Below are 13,868 nucleotides of genomic sequence, written 5' to 3' on the forward strand. Positions count from 1 at the left end.
CGAAAGGAAATCACTTGGCCAACATTCCGGCCCTGCTCGCGCGAATTCGCGTCGACCCATACGTGCTGGCCATTCTGGCGACCGCCGGGACGGCTGCGTTCCTGCCCGTGCACGGAATCGCCGCGGCCGGACTGGAGCGCGCGATCACCGTGGCGATCGCACTTCTCTTCTTCGTCTACGGCGCCCGGCTGTCGACGAAGGAGGCGCTCGACGGAGCGCGCAACTGGCGAATGCACCTGCTCATCCTGGGAATCACGTTCGTGCTGTTCCCGCTGTTCGGGCTGCTGTGCGGGCTGCTGGTGCCGACTGTGCTGACGCCCGAGCTCTACGTCGGCATGGCGTTCCTGTGCGCGCTGCCGTCGACGGTGCAGTCCTCGATCGCGTTCACCTCGCTGGCCAGGGGCAACGTCGCGGCCGCGATCTGCGCGTCGTCGTTCTCCAACGTCCTGGGCGTGCTGCTGGCGCCGCTGCTGGTCAGCATGCTGGTCACGACCAGGGGCGGGGCGCTGTCGACCGACGCCGTCCGCGACATCGTGCTGCTCCTGCTGGTGCCGTTCGTGCTCGGACAGCTCTCCCGCCGATGGGTGGGGGAGTGGGTGCGGCGGCACAAGCGCGGCCTCGGCCTGCTCGAACGGGGCGTGATCCTGATGGCCGTCTACGCGGCGTTCAGCACGGGCACCGTCTCCGGCATCTGGCACCAGCTCACGCTCCCGCGCATCGGGATGCTGCTGCTGGTCGACGCCGCCCTGCTCGCGAGCGTGCTGGCGCTGTCGTCGCTGCTGGCGCGATCGATGGGGTTCGGACGCGCGGACCAGGTGCCGATCGTCTTCTGCGGGTCGCAGAAGAGCCTGGCCACCGGCCTGCCGATGGCCACGGTCCTGCTGACCGGGCAGAGCGTCGGACTCGGCGTGCTGCCGCTGATGCTCTACCACCAGATGCAGCTGATCACCTGCGCCTGGCTGGCCAGGAGGTTCGCCGGCCGGGAGCTCACGGCGGCACCGGAGCCGAAGCAGATCCGGGCCTGACCACACGAGGAAGGACAAAGCACCGATGCGCATCACGCGCAGGATCCTGACCCCGCTGGCCCTGGCCGCGACGGTCGCCGGCCTGTCGGCGCCGGCAGGCAACGCCAGCGAGGGCTACACCTCCGGAGGGCTCACCGTCCTCCGCGTCGAGGACAGCATCCTCGAGGTCGACAGGTCGCTGAACTTCAACCAGGGTTCCGGCGACACCGGCAGCGACGTCATAGAGGGATCAGGTCCCGTCAGCGGCGACTAGCCGATCGCTCGCCGGGAGCAACGCACGGCATCGAACCAGGTCCGCCGGACGCCACGGGTGTCCGGCGGACCGCTATGCGCAGGTGGAGACGGTTGTCACATGCGCAGGTCGCGGGGCCCTCGACCGGGGCGGCTTCTCAGGTCCTTCTCAGGGCGTCGGGTAACACTGTGCTCATGCGCATCCTCGTCGTCGACGACGACCGCGCCGTGCGCGAGTCCCTCAGGCGGTCGTTGCAGTTCAACGGTTACCAGGTCGAGCTCGCCGCGGACGGTCAGCAGGCACTCGACTGGCTCGCGGCCCAGCGGCCCGACGCCATGGTTCTCGACGTCATGATGCCCAGGGTGGACGGGCTGGAGGTCGCGCGCCGGCTCCGCAGCACCGGCGACGACCTGCCCATACTCGTGCTCACCGCCCGCGACGCGGTCTCCGACCGGGTCGCCGGCCTCGACGCGGGTGCCGACGACTACCTGCCCAAGCCGTTCGCCCTGGAGGAGCTCCTCGCCCGCCTGCGCGCCCTCCTGCGCCGCGCGTCGCCGGCGGACGTCGACCGCGAGGACCGCCCGGAGCCGCTGCGCTTCTCCGACCTCGAGCTGGACCCGGGCACCCGGGAGGTCCGCCGCGGCGAGCGCCCGATCAGCCTCACCCGGACCGAGTTCGCGCTGCTGGAACTGCTGATGGCGCACCCGAAGCAGGTGCTTACCCGCAGCAGGCTCCTGGAGGACGTCTGGGGCTACGACTTCCCGACCTCCGGCAACGCCCTCGAGGTCTACGTCGGATACCTGCGTCGCAAGACCGAGGCGGAAGGCGAGCCGCGGCTCATCCACACCGTGCGCGGTGTCGGCTACGTCCTGCGGGAGACGCCTCCGTGACGGTTCCCGCTCCACCACCCCCCGACCTCGTGGACGTCGGTCCGAGCACCGAGGGCGGCCGCTTTCAGCGGGTCTCGCTGCGGAACCGGGTCACCTGGCTGGCGGCGGTGTGCGTGGCGGGCGCGGTCGCGCTGGTCTCGATCGCCGCGTTCGTCACGGTGCACGACAGCCTCTACTCGCAGGTCGACGAGAACCTGACGCAGCGCGCGGTGGAGGCGGCCGAAGGCCCGCTGGTGCGGACTCCGGACCTCCAGCAGGTCCCGGTCGCCTTCTACGCGGCGGCCAACCTGAAGATCAGCGTGCTGTCGGCCAACGGCGCCGAGATGACGCCGAACCCGGGCGACCGGCCGCCGTCGAGCGGCCTGGAGCTGGCGGTGGCCAAGGGCCAGTTACCACAGTCGTTGCGCACCGACCAGCGCACCAACAGCCGCGTCGTCGCGGTGCCCGGCGGTCCGGGCGTGGCGCTGGTGATGTCGCAGTCGCTGCGCCCGACGCAGGCGACGCTGGCCCAGCTCAGCCTGGTCCTGGTCGTCATGGGCGGTGCGGGCATCCTGCTCGCCGCGGCGGCGGGGACGGCGGTGGCCAGGGCCGGGTTGCGGCCGGTGCAACGGCTGACCGCCGCGACCGAACGGGTCGCGCTCACCGGTGACCTGCGCCCCATCCCGGTCTCCGGCGACGACGAGCTGGCGCGGCTGACCACGAGCTTCAACCGGATGCTCGGTGCGCTGGCGGAGTCGCAGGAGCGGCAGCGGCGGCTGGTGGCCGACGCCGGGCACGAGCTGCGCACGCCGCTGACGTCGTTGCGGACCAACCTCGAACTGCTCATGGCCTCGGCCGAGCCGGGAGCGCCGACGCTGTCGGCGGAGGACCGCGAAGAGATGTTCGCCGACGTCCGCGCCCAGATCACCGAGCTGTCGTCGCTGGTCGGCGACCTCGTCGAGCTGGCGAGGGAGGACACGCCGCAGGCGGTCCACGAGCCGGTCGACCTGATGGAGGTCGTCGAGCGGGCCCTCAACCGCGCCCGGCGCCGGGCCGCGGGCGTGCGGTTCCAGGTGCGGCTGGAGCCGTGGCTGATGATGGGCGACGCGACCGCGCTGGAGCGCGCGGTGCTCAACCTGCTCGACAACGCGGCGAAGTGGAGCCCGGACGGCGAGACGGTCCGCGTCGACCTGCACCCCGAGCACGGCTACGCCGATCAGCACGGGTACTCCGCGCAGCGCCCGGCCCAGCAGGGTTACGGCTACGCGGTCCTGGAGGTCGCCGACGCCGGCCCGGGAATCGCCCAGGGGGACCGCCCGCACGTGTTCGAGCGCTTCTACCGTTCGTCGGACGCGCGTCAGCTCCCCGGGTCGGGACTGGGGCTCTCGATCGTCAAGCAGGTCGCGGAGCGGCACGGCGGCACTGTGTGGGCGGGTGAGGCCCCGGAGGGCGGCGCGTTGCTGAGCATGAGGCTCCCCGGCGGCACACCCGCCGGCGCGTGACCGGCGGCGCCCCGCCGCGGCAAAACAAACAGCACTGAACACAGATGGGTGGATCTTGCCAAGCGCAGGCCGGATTCCACACGACTGCGCGTACCGGTAGTGTTGGTTCGTGTTGACTTGATGTGTCAAGTTCGCGGGGGAGTCGACGGAGGGGCCGCGAGCCCTTCGGACGGGACGGTTCAGTGCTCGCACGGCAACGCCAGGAAGTGATCCTCAACGAGGTCCGCAGGACCGGCGCGGTGCAGGTCAGCGCCCTGGTCCTGCAGCTCGGGGTCTCCGACATGACCATCCGGCGCGACCTCGACGCGCTGGCCAGGCGCGGGCTGGTGGAGAAGGTCTACGGCGGTGCGACGTCGATGGTCGGCCGCAGCACCGACGAGCCGGGCTTCGAGGCCAAGTCGGTGCGCCAGCTCGCGGAGAAGGAGGCCATCGCGAAGCTGGCCGCCGAGCAGGTCCGCCCGGGCACCGCGATCGGCCTCTCGGCCGGGACGACCACCTGGACCCTGGCGCGCCACCTCGACGACGTGGCCGACCTGACCGTGGTCACCAACTCGATCCGGGTGGCCGACGCGCTCCAGCAGCGCGGCCGCACCGACCGGACGGTGGTGCTCACGGGCGGGGTGCGCACCCCGTCGGACGCGCTGGTCGGGCCGGTCGCGGTGCAGTCGCTGCGCTCCCTGCACCTGGACCTGGTGTTCCTGGGCGTGCACGGCATCGCCGCCCGCGCCGGGTTCACCACGCCCAACCTCAACGAGAGCGAGACGAACCGGGCGCTGGCCGAGGCCGCGAACCGGCTGGTGGTCGTGGCCGACCACTCCAAGTGGTCGACCGTCGGCATCTCCACCATCGTCGACCTGCACGAGGTGGACCTGCTGATCAGCGACGACGGGCTGCCGCAGGAGGCGCGGCAGGTGCTGTCGGAGAACGTTCCCGAGCTGGTGCTGGCGGAGGTGCCCCGATGAAGCGAACCGAGCGAAAGCTGGCCGACGGCCGCGAGATCATCTACTTCGACTCCGATCCGGCGAAGGTGCGCGACGCCGAGGACACCCGCGACCTGCCCGCGCGGTCCCCGGCGTCGGAGATGCGGCGCGACCCGCTCACCGGCGAATGGGTCGCGCTGGCCGCCCACCGCCAGACCCGCACCTACAAGCCGCCGGCCGAGCTGTGCCCGCTGTGCCCGAGCAGCCCGGGAAGGCCGACCGAGATCCCCGAGCCCGACTACGACGTCGTGGTCTTCGAGAACCAGTTCCCTTCGTTCGCACAGGGAATCCCGGGCGGATCGGACACTGTGGACGGTATGCCGATGGTCGCCTCGGCGCCCGCGACGGGACGCTGCGAGGTCGTCTGCTTCACCTCCGACCACAACTCGTCGTTCGGTGAGCTGAGCCGGGAGCAGGTGCGCGCGGTCGTCGACGTCTGGGCCGACCGCACCGAGGCGCTCGGTGCGACTCCCGGCGTCGAGCAGGTCTTCTGCTTCGAGAACCGCGGCGAGGAGATCGGCGTCACCCTGCACCACCCGCACGGCCAGATCTACGGCTACCCGTTCGTCACGCCCAGGACGGAGAAGATGCTGCGGGTCGCCGAGGAGTACCGCGCCGAACACGGCAGCCACGTGCTCGGAGACGTGCTGGAGGCCGAGCGCGCGAGCGGGCGGCGGGTGGTCGTCGAGTCGCGGCACTGGACGGCGTTCGTGCCCGCGGCCGCCCGCTGGCCCGTCGAGGCGCACGTGGTGCCGCACCGGCAGGTCCCCGACCTGGCCGCCCTCACCGACGACGAGCGCGACGACTTCGCCGCGACGTACCTGGAGCTGCTGCGGCGGATGGACGGGCTCTACGACCGCCCGCTGCCCTACATCGCGGCGTGGCATCAGGCGCCGGTGCGCACCGGGCGCGACCTGTCGTGGCTGCACCTCCAGGTCTTCTCGGTGCTGCGCTCGGCGGACAAGCTGAAGTTCCTGGCGGGTTCGGAGTCGGGCATGGCGGTGTGGATCAACGACGTGACCCCGGAGCAGATCGCCGACCGGCTCCGCGCCATCTAGGCTGCGCCACGCCCGGGTGCGTGGCCGCCGTGGGGCAGCGTTGATCGCCGTGGGGTCGGTGGTGGTGATCGTCGCGGGCGCAGTGGTGATCAACGCGGGTCGGTGGCGGGTGATCGCCGTTGGCCGGTGGCGGTATGGCGATATGACGTAGCGCACGTCGGCGCATTCCCGGGTCGCTCCACAGCCTGATCTCAGGCACTTCTCAGCTCCGTGCAGGAGAGTGGGGACATGACCGACCAGGCCCCGCGTTCCTCCGGCGAGCCACCGGAGGAGCCGCAATCGCAGGCAGGAGCCCCGGCCGAGGGCACGCCCGGCGAAGCGCCGCACGTCCCGGAGGGGACGTCGCACGCCGGAGCGCCGCCGAGGTCGGGCCAGCAGCCCCAGCACTCGCCGGAGCAGCCGTCGCAGCCGGGTGACGTCTCGCAGCAGGGTGGCGTCTCGCAGCAGCCGGGCGAGCAGGCGCCGCAGGCGTCTGGACTGCAGCAGTCCGGGGCGCCGCAGCCCGGGGCGCCGCAGCCGTCGACCGGGGAAGTGCAGTCCGGGGTGCCGCAGTCCGGACAGCCGCAGCCGTCGTCTGGGGAGCACGGTGCGCCCGCCGGGCAGCCGACCGACCAGGTGGGCCAGTCGGCCGGCCAGGCGACGCAAGGCGCTGCCCAGCCGCCCTGGCAGCCGTCCGCGCCAGGCCAGGGCGCGCAGGCCGAGCAGTGGTCGCAGGCGGGACAGCCCTTCGGCGCCCAGGGAGCCGGTGCGCAGCAGTACCCGGGCCAGCAGCCCCACGCGCAGCCGCAGGGCCAGGGGAGCCCCGGGCAGGGCAGCCACCCCGGCCAGGGCTACCCCGGTCAGAGCCATCACCCGGGTCAGAGCCACCAGCCGGGTCAGGGGGAGCACACCGCGCACTACGCCGGCCAGTACCCGCCGGGCACCGCGTGGCAGCAGTCCAGCGGTTTCCACCCGATGAACCCGGTCGACACCCACCGCGGCAACGAACGCTCCAGCCGCAACCGGGCCCTCGTCGGCGTCGTCGCGCTGGCGCTGGTTGCCGGACTGGTCGGTGGCGGGGTCGGCGGCGTCGTCGGGTTCCAGCTCGGCGGCGGCAACCGTCCCGGTCCCACCGCTCTGGACCAGCCGCGCCCGGCGCGCAGCGCGAGCACCGCGCCCGCCGGTTCGGTGCAGCAGGTCGCCGAGAAGGTGCTGCCCACCGTCGTCCAGCTGCAGGTGCAGAGCTCGCAGGGTTCCGGCGAGGGTTCGGGCATCGTGCTGAGCCCCGACGGCTACATCCTGACCAACAACCACGTCGCCGAAGGCGCGCGCAGCGGGCGCATGACCGCCCTGTTCCACGACAACCGCACCGCGTCGGTGACCGTCGTCGGCACCGACCCGAACTCCGACCTCGCGGTGATCAAGGCCGACATCCAGGGCCTCACCCCGGCGTCGCTGGGGCGCTCCGACGATCTCCCGGTCGGCGCTCCGGTGGTCGCGGTCGGCTCGCCGTTCGGGCTTTCCGGCACGGTCACCAGCGGGATCATCAGCGCCAAGGACCGGCCGGTGCGCGCGGGCGGCGAGTCGGGCAGCCAGTCGAGCGTGCTGAACGCGCTGCAGACCGACGCCGCGATCAACCCCGGCAACTCCGGTGGGCCGCTGGTCGACATGGACGGCAACGTGGTCGGCATCAACTCGGCGATCTACAGCCCCGGCTCCGGCCAGGAGCAGGCCGGTTCGGTCGGGCTCGGCTTCGCCATCCCGATCGACCAGGCCCAGCGCACGTCCAAGGAGCTCGTGGAGACCGGGTCGGCGACCCAGACCACGCTTGGAGTGCGGATCACCCCCGCCGAGCGGCCCGGCGCCGTGGTCGTCGAGGTCGTGCCCGGCGGCGCTGCCGAGGCCGCGGGCATCCGGCCCGACGAGGTGATCACCAAGCTCGGCGACCGGGCGATCCAGGACCCGGACGAGCTGATCGCCGCGGTCCGCTCGCACGCACCCGGTGAGCAGGTGCAGTTGACGACCACCGACCGAGCCGGCGGTGGCGAACGCACGGTCACGGTCACCCTGGCAGGGGAGAAGGGGTGATTCGACGGGACTCACGGCCGGCGGGGCGGCCGTGACCACGGCGGTCGCGACGACCGGGACGGCGGTCGCGGAGACCGGTCCGTGGCCACACCGGCCGAGCCGGGCGGCATGCCCCCTCCGTGCCTCCCGGCGCGGCCGACGTCGGAAGTCCGTTCGAGGCGCGCCGCGGTGAGCGTTCGAGTGGCGACGAGCGGGGAGCGCCACGGGGAGGCGTGCCAAGGGGAAGTGTTCGGGTGCAGTGTTCGTGATGGACGTGTTCGAGCGGACGGCGTTCGGGGATGGCGTTCTTCGGGGACGGCGTTCGAGCGGACGGCGTTCGAGGGGTGCGGATTTCGGGAAAGCGGAATTTCCGCACACGACAGGGGTTTCCACGGTTGCAGGGCTTCGCGCTGAGCCGGCGTTTCGCAGCGACAAGGGGAGTTTCGGCAGGATGTCCGATTACACAGGCAGTGTCATTCCGCACCGGGTCCGTGATCTCGACGAGCGATCCGACTCACTGGCTCTGACCGAGGCGGTCCTTGCCACTACGGTGACCGATATGGAACGCAGCGCGCAGCGGTTGGGGCGGGCCCTGGTTGTCATCGTCGACGACCGGGTCGCGCAGGGCGAGCAGGACGACAGCATCGGTCCGCTGGTGACCGAGCTGCTGGAGGAGGCCGGTTTCATCGTCGACGGGAGTGTCGCGGTGGCCGGCGAGACGGTGGACATCCGCAACGCGCTCAACACCGCGGTGATCGGCGGGGTCGACGTGGTGATCACCGTGGGCGGCACGGGCGTGTCGCCGCGGGACGTCACCCCGGACGCGACCGCGGGTGTGCTCGACCGGCCCATCCCGGGCATCGCGGAGGCCCTGCGGGCCTCCGGCCTGGCGGCGGGCGCGGTCGACGCGGGGGTCTCGCGGGGCCTGGTCGGGGTGTCCGGGAGCACGCTGGTGGTGAACCTGGCGGGCTCGCGGTCGGCGGTCCGCGACGGCATGGCGACGCTGACGCCGCTGGTCACCCACGTGATCGAGCAGCTGTCCGGCCTCGAGACGGCCTGATCCGGCACAGGCCGCTCTGCCCGGGGCGTTCGCCCCGGTCGCATCGGCCGGAAGCACACAACGCGGTGGCGGCGCCCGAACTGCTCGGGCGCCGCCACCGCTGTTTCAACTCGCTCTTCGGTAGGAGCCGCCGACGAGGCCAACCGGCAGGTGCGCCGTCGCGCAGGCCGTCAGCCGTCCCGATTCGCCCGGCCGGTACGACTTCGCCCAGGCGGGCCAGCTTCGCTCAAGCCGTCAGCCGGTCCGGCTGTTGCACCGGACCTCGGCCGAGGGCCCGCTGGCTGGTCAGCTCGCGGAACCGGTGGGCCCGGAGCCTTCCTGCTTGTCGGTGGGCTTGTCCTGCGCTCCCTGCTGGCCGGTCTGAGTCGTGTCCCGAGGGCTCGCCTGCGAGGTGTCCTGTGACTTCGCCTGCGTGTCCTTGGTGTCCTCCGGCGCCTTGGCCTGCGAGCCGCCGGCGTCGGCGTCCGAGCCGGAGGCGCTGTCGCGGTGCTGGGCGCGCTTGATCGTCTCCTCGACCTTGCCGCTGACGCTCTCGATCTTGTCGTGGTACTTGCCGCCGGTGGCCTTGTCCAAGCTCGACTTTGCGGCGTCGAGGCCCTTGGTGGCGCTCGGGCCTGCCTTCTCCGCGAGATCCTCGGCCTTGGATTTGGCCTGCTGGGCCAGTTCCTTGGCTTTGTCCAGGAATCCCATCCTCTGCCTCCCGTGGCTCGAACGGCGCGACCGCGGTCGAGCGCGCTCCGACGAGGAACGGGTCCGTCGTCGGGACGACCCCACCGCCAGCGGGCTTTTGCCCGTTAAGTTCCAATTACCGAGCGTATGCCCTCCGCCGTCATGGTGTCACCGTGATCCTTTGGGTGAAAGCCCTACCCCGTCCGGCGCACGCGCCACCTGCCCATCGCTGCTACGCGCCTACCAGCGATGAGGGACGATGGTGTCGTGACAGAGCAGTCCCGAAACCGGTCGTCCGAAGCGGACCGGAGGCGCCGGCTCGCCGAGGTCTTCGGTGACGTCCTACCCGACACCACCTCGGACGAACGGTCGCAGCGCGGTCCCGCGCAGAACGAGACCGAGCGCTGGTACCGCGAGAACCGTCCTCCCCACCACGACGACCACCGCTGAGGGGGCCCGAGACCACGGGCGTCCGCAGCCGAGGTGCGCACTGTGCCGTTGCCGGATGCAGGGTGCCGATGGCTGGCGGGCGCAGGCGCGGCCGCGCCGGCACGGCGAGCCCTGGCATCCCCCGCGGTTGGGGGCAGTGAGACTTGCGTCGGGCTCGGGGTCGGGGTCGGGACTGCGGTCAGGACTTGGTCGAGGTCTGCCCGTCGCCGTTCGACTGGCTGGACGTGGTGGACGCCTCCTCGGGGGCAAGGCCCTTCACCGCGGGCAGGCCCTGTTCGCGGCGGAGCAGGTCGCGGATTTCCAGGAGCAGTTCGACGTCGGTAGGCTCGACCTCGGTTTCCTTGCCCCGGTCGCGGCGTTCCTTAAGCGTTTTCATCGGCAGCACGAAAATGAAGTAGACAACCGCCGCCGTGATGAAGAACGTGATCACGGCGTTGATGACCTGTGCGAAGTCGATGATCGACTGCTGGTTCCCGGCGACCAGCTGAATGGAGAGGCCGGTTACGTTGCCTCCGCCGGTCGCCGCGATTACCGGCTTGATGATGCTGGTCGTGAATGCGGTGACCAAGGCAGTGAACGCGCTGCCGACCACCACGGCGACCGCGAGGTCGACCACGTTGCCGCGCATCAGGAAGTCTTTGAATCCCTTGAGCACAGGTTGTCCTTTCCGCAATTCGTGGGCCCCGTCCGGGTGCGCTCGGACGGATGATGTTGTGACCGACGGGAGTTGGCTCCATGACGGCTGCTCAGCGGAGCGTAACGGTCACCGATTGGGTGAGGGAGGCTGCGGCGACGGCCGGTGCCAGGCCTTCCGGTAAGCCCACGACGATGAGTCTCCCCTGGTCATGTCGATCACCTGTGGGGCGCACGGCGATGACGGGCGCCTGCTCGGCCAACACCGAACTATTACCCGATCGGGTGGCAGTTGTGACTATGTCCACCCGCCGTCCCGGGTGGAGGAGGTCGGCCACGTCAGGGTCCGCCAACCGGATGGGGACCGCGGCGTGCCGCGGGTCGCCGGTGGTCAACGCCGTCTGCGCGGGACCGGCCAGCCGCACGTCGGTCAGGGGCTCGCCGCTGCGTGACGCGCTGCCGAGCACTCGCCCCGTCGCCTCGTTCACCTCGGACAGCACGCCGCTGGGCGCGAGTTCGGCGGGCATGGTCCGCCGGGCCACGTCCTCGGACTCGAGGACATGGCCGGGGGCGAGGTCCCGGGCCGCGACCAGCACCGGCACTCCGCCGCTCGCCGGCCCCGGCCTCGGCTGCAGTGCCACGATCGCGGCGAGCGTGGCGAGCAAGACCGCGCCGACTCGGCGTAGGACGACTGTTCGCGCATGACGGCCAGGTGGGAGGAGATTTCGCATTCTTGAGCCCAGCCCTGTTTCCCTCTTGCCCATTGGTCTCTCCTGTCGTTCGCGTGCTTGGGAGGGGCGAGTTCGACATCAGGGAGATTCGACAGCGACGGGCAGGGAGAAATTTGGAATCTGTGGATAAACACGGTGGGTGTGGATAACTCGGTGCCCGGATGGTTGTCGTTGCAGTCCGGAAGAGCTATCCGGCGGGACAAAAGAGTGAATTCGAGAACTGGGATCGCGTCGCTCGGCAGTGCCGTTGATGGAAGGGCGAGTGCTGAGCGGGGTGGAAGCGATGCATGGGGAATACGGCACTGCAAAGACAGCGGGCCGCACAGCGTGGAGTCGTAGGCGCTGGAATGGGCAGCGAGGTGCCGCAGCGTGGAGTCAGACGTCCCGGAGTGGAGAGCCCGACGCGGACCGGGGCCAGGCGCGGAAGCGGGCGAGCGGACTTCCCGGAGGGAGATCCCTCGAGATCGCCGAAGCTCCGGCGCCGAAGCGCCGGAGCCGGATGTCGCGTGCTCGGGACGCCGTCGTGGCGCCCCCCTGTGTCAGGAAGCGGCGGCCGCCGGGGCGCTGCTGGAGCCAGAGCCCGACGACGACGAGGAGGAGCTGCTCGACGAGGAGCTGTTCGACGACGAGGACGAGCTGCTCGACGAGGACGACGAGTCGCTGGACGTCGACGAGCTGGAGCTGCCCGACCCGGAGTTGTTGCTGTTCGACCGGTTGTCGGTGCGGTAGAAACCGCTGCCCTTGAACACGATGCCGACGGCGTTGAAGAGCTTGCGGAGACGGCCGGTGCACTCAGGGCACGTGGTCAGCGAGTCCTCCTTGAAGGACTGCACCGCCTCGAAGCGGTGGTCGCACTCAGTGCAGGCGTACTGGTACGTGGGCACGGCCGAAACCTCCGACATCATCAGGTTGGCACTCCTACGGGCAGAGTGCCAACACGATGATGCGTCAAAACAGGTGCGTAGCGCAATTACTCCTAGGTCACACCGGAGACTCCCAGGTCGCGCCCACCGGCCCCGGACCGCACGGCCTGAGCTCACGCCGACAGCGCCCTGACACCACGCCCCGGGGTCACCACCGCACCAACCCGCACGTCGTGGTCCTCGCCGGGCAGCTCCTCGACGAGCTCCTCGTCGCGGACCACCGCCACCAGCGCCGCCTCCGGCGCGGCCATGGGCAGCGAGCGGTCGTAGTAGCCCGCCCCGCGGCCGAGGCGCACCCCGCGCCGGTCGACGGCCAGCGCGGGCACGAGCACCGCGTCGGCCTCACCGATCGCTTCGGGGCCCAGCCGGGCGCCGTTGGGTTCGAGCAGGCCGTAGCCCGCGCGCTCCAGCGAGTCCGGGCCGGTGTAGGCGGCCCAGTCCAGTGGCGACGAGCGGACCACGACCGGCAGCAGCACCCGGTGGCCCTTGGCGCGCAACTCGTCGAGCAGCTCGGGCGACCCGGGCTCGCCGCCTACCGGCACGTACGCGCAGACGGTCGCCCCGGGACGGTCGTCGAGCCAGCGCAGCAGGGCCTCGCCCAGCGCCACCGCCTCGGCCGAACGTGTGGTCCCGTTCGTGGCACGCCGCCGTTCCAGCAGCTTGCGCCGCCATTGCGCCTTCTGCTCACACAGATCTCCGATCGAGGTCACAACCCCACTGTAAGTTGGCCCGATAGGCTTTGCGGCCATGGACAGCCCGACGCTCACCGCGGCCGCAGCGTTCCGGACCGCCATCGTTCCCGCCGCCGGACTCGGAACCAGGTTCCTGCCCACGACCAAGGCGGTGCCGAAGGAACTCCTGCCGGTGGTCGACACCCCCGCGATCGAACTGGTCGCCGCCGAGGCCGCCGAGGCCGGCGCGAGCAGGCTGGTCATCGTCACCTCGCCGGAGAAGGAGTCCGTCACCGAGTACTTCCGCCCGAACCCGGAACTGGAGCGGACCCTGTCCGAGCGGGGCAAGGAGGACCTGCTCGCCAAGGTCCGGCGAGCGCCGGGCCTGATCGACGCGGAGACCGCGGTGCAGGAGAAGGCACTGGGCCTCGGGCACGCCGTGTCCTGCGCCGAGTCGAAGCTGACAGACCAGGACGACGCCGTTGCGGTCCTGCTGCCCGACGACCTGGTGCTGCCCACGGGCGTGCTCACCCGGATGGCCGAGACCCGCGCCCGCTACGGGGGCAGCGTGCTGTGCGCCTTCGACGTGCCGAGGGAGCAGATCTCCGCCTACGGCGTCTTCGAGGTGTCCGACACCGGTGAGGAGGACGTCCACAGGGTCCTGGGCATGGTCGAGAAGCCCGCACCCGAGGAGGCGCCGTCGACCTTCGCCGCCGCCGGGCGCTACCTGCTCGACCGGGCGGTGTTCGACGCGCTGAAGCGCATCGAACCCGGCGCCGGAGGTGAACTGCAGCTGACCGATGCCGTAGCGTTGCTGATCTCCGAAGGTCACCCGGTCCACGTCGTGCTGCATCGAGGCGGGCGACACGACCTGGGAAATCCTGGCGGTTTCCTCAGGGCTGCGGTGGACTTCGCGCTGCAGGATCACGAGTACGGGCCGGGGCTGCGGAACTGGCTCGTCGAGAGGTTGAACAGGGAGTAGCGCCGAACGCCGCCGCTCGCAGGGCCACGGCTTTCCG

At 71.1% G+C, this 13,868-nt stretch carries 15 protein-coding genes; 10 read left to right on the plus strand and 5 right to left on the minus strand.

Features of this window, described 5'->3' with window-relative positions; all coding sequences use genetic code 11:
- Positions 1 to 14: 14 nt before the first annotated feature.
- From HUO13_RS03950 to HUO13_RS03985, 8 genes are all read left to right on the plus strand, one after another.
- Positions 15 to 1,025, plus strand: a complete 1,011-nt coding sequence (locus HUO13_RS03950; RefSeq protein WP_211900139.1) for a bile acid:sodium symporter family protein — start codon at positions 15 to 17, stop codon at positions 1,023 to 1,025.
- 25 nt (positions 1,026 to 1,050) lie between these two features.
- Positions 1,051 to 1,278, plus strand: a complete 228-nt coding sequence (locus tag HUO13_RS03955) for a hypothetical protein (RefSeq protein ID WP_211900140.1) — start codon at positions 1,051 to 1,053, stop codon at positions 1,276 to 1,278.
- Between the two features lie 173 nt (positions 1,279 to 1,451).
- Positions 1,452 to 2,147, plus strand: coding sequence for a response regulator transcription factor (locus HUO13_RS03960; RefSeq protein WP_282975897.1), 696 nt, complete (start codon positions 1,452 to 1,454; stop codon positions 2,145 to 2,147).
- Positions 2,144 to 3,628, plus strand: a complete 1,485-nt coding sequence (locus HUO13_RS03965; RefSeq protein ID WP_211900142.1) for a HAMP domain-containing sensor histidine kinase — start codon at positions 2,144 to 2,146, stop codon at positions 3,626 to 3,628. Before HUO13_RS03960 ends, HUO13_RS03965 begins: the two co-directional genes overlap by 4 nt.
- Positions 3,629 to 3,810: 182 nt before the next feature.
- The gene (locus HUO13_RS03970) at positions 3,811 to 4,590 is read left to right on the plus strand and encodes a DeoR/GlpR family DNA-binding transcription regulator (protein ID WP_211900143.1); all 780 of its coding nucleotides are present in this window, start codon (positions 3,811 to 3,813) and stop codon (positions 4,588 to 4,590) included.
- On the plus strand, positions 4,587 to 5,666 hold the full coding sequence (galT, locus tag HUO13_RS03975) for a galactose-1-phosphate uridylyltransferase (protein WP_211900144.1): 1,080 nt from the start codon (positions 4,587 to 4,589) through the stop codon (positions 5,664 to 5,666). Before HUO13_RS03970 ends, galT begins: the two co-directional genes overlap by 4 nt.
- A 228-nt stretch (positions 5,667 to 5,894) precedes the next feature.
- Entirely contained in the window at positions 5,895 to 7,733 is a 1,839-nt protein-coding gene (locus HUO13_RS37280) for a trypsin-like peptidase domain-containing protein (protein WP_249124434.1), read from the plus strand.
- Positions 7,734 to 8,271: 538 nt separating this feature from the next.
- Positions 8,272 to 8,772, plus strand: coding sequence for a MogA/MoaB family molybdenum cofactor biosynthesis protein (locus HUO13_RS03985; protein WP_009950100.1), 501 nt, complete (start codon positions 8,272 to 8,274; stop codon positions 8,770 to 8,772).
- Between the two features lie 285 nt (positions 8,773 to 9,057).
- Here HUO13_RS03985 and HUO13_RS03990 read toward each other — a convergent pair whose 3' ends face one another.
- Positions 9,058 to 9,462: an antitoxin gene (locus tag HUO13_RS03990; protein ID WP_211900145.1), complete on the minus strand. Its 405-nt coding sequence runs from the start codon at positions 9,460 to 9,462 to the stop codon at positions 9,058 to 9,060.
- Between the two features lie 246 nt (positions 9,463 to 9,708).
- Here HUO13_RS03990 and HUO13_RS03995 point away from each other — a divergent pair, with 246 nt between their 5' ends.
- A complete protein-coding gene (locus HUO13_RS03995) occupies positions 9,709 to 9,891 on the plus strand; it encodes a hypothetical protein (protein WP_249124435.1) in 183 nt (60 codons plus the stop codon).
- Positions 9,892 to 10,069: 178 nt separating this feature from the next.
- Here the strand turns inward: HUO13_RS03995 and mscL are convergent, their stop codons facing one another.
- The 4 genes from mscL to HUO13_RS04015 form a co-directional block, all read right to left on the minus strand.
- Entirely contained in the window at positions 10,070 to 10,546 is a 477-nt protein-coding gene (gene mscL, locus HUO13_RS04000; protein WP_211900147.1) for a large conductance mechanosensitive channel protein MscL, read from the minus strand.
- Between the two features lie 91 nt (positions 10,547 to 10,637).
- Entirely contained in the window at positions 10,638 to 11,189 is a 552-nt protein-coding gene (locus HUO13_RS04005) for an SAF domain-containing protein (RefSeq protein WP_211900148.1), read from the minus strand.
- Positions 11,190 to 11,794: 605 nt separating this feature from the next.
- Positions 11,795 to 12,139: an FmdB family zinc ribbon protein gene (locus HUO13_RS04010; protein ID WP_211900149.1), complete on the minus strand. Its 345-nt coding sequence runs from the start codon at positions 12,137 to 12,139 to the stop codon at positions 11,795 to 11,797.
- 152 nt (positions 12,140 to 12,291) lie between these two features.
- Positions 12,292 to 12,888 (minus strand): 5-formyltetrahydrofolate cyclo-ligase, encoded by a 597-nt coding sequence (locus tag HUO13_RS04015; protein ID WP_211900150.1) that lies wholly within the window; start codon positions 12,886 to 12,888, stop codon positions 12,292 to 12,294.
- 37 nt (positions 12,889 to 12,925) lie between these two features.
- Here HUO13_RS04015 and HUO13_RS04020 point away from each other — a divergent pair, with 37 nt between their 5' ends.
- Positions 12,926 to 13,831 carry a UTP--glucose-1-phosphate uridylyltransferase gene (locus HUO13_RS04020; RefSeq protein ID WP_211900151.1) on the plus strand — a complete coding sequence of 302 codons (906 nt, stop codon included), beginning with the start codon at positions 12,926 to 12,928 and terminating at the stop codon, positions 13,829 to 13,831.
- Positions 13,832 to 13,868 lie beyond the last annotated feature (37 nt).

This window comes from Saccharopolyspora erythraea, from assembly GCF_018141105.1.
GTDB lineage: Bacteria > Actinomycetota > Actinomycetes > Mycobacteriales > Pseudonocardiaceae > Saccharopolyspora_D > Saccharopolyspora_D erythraea_A.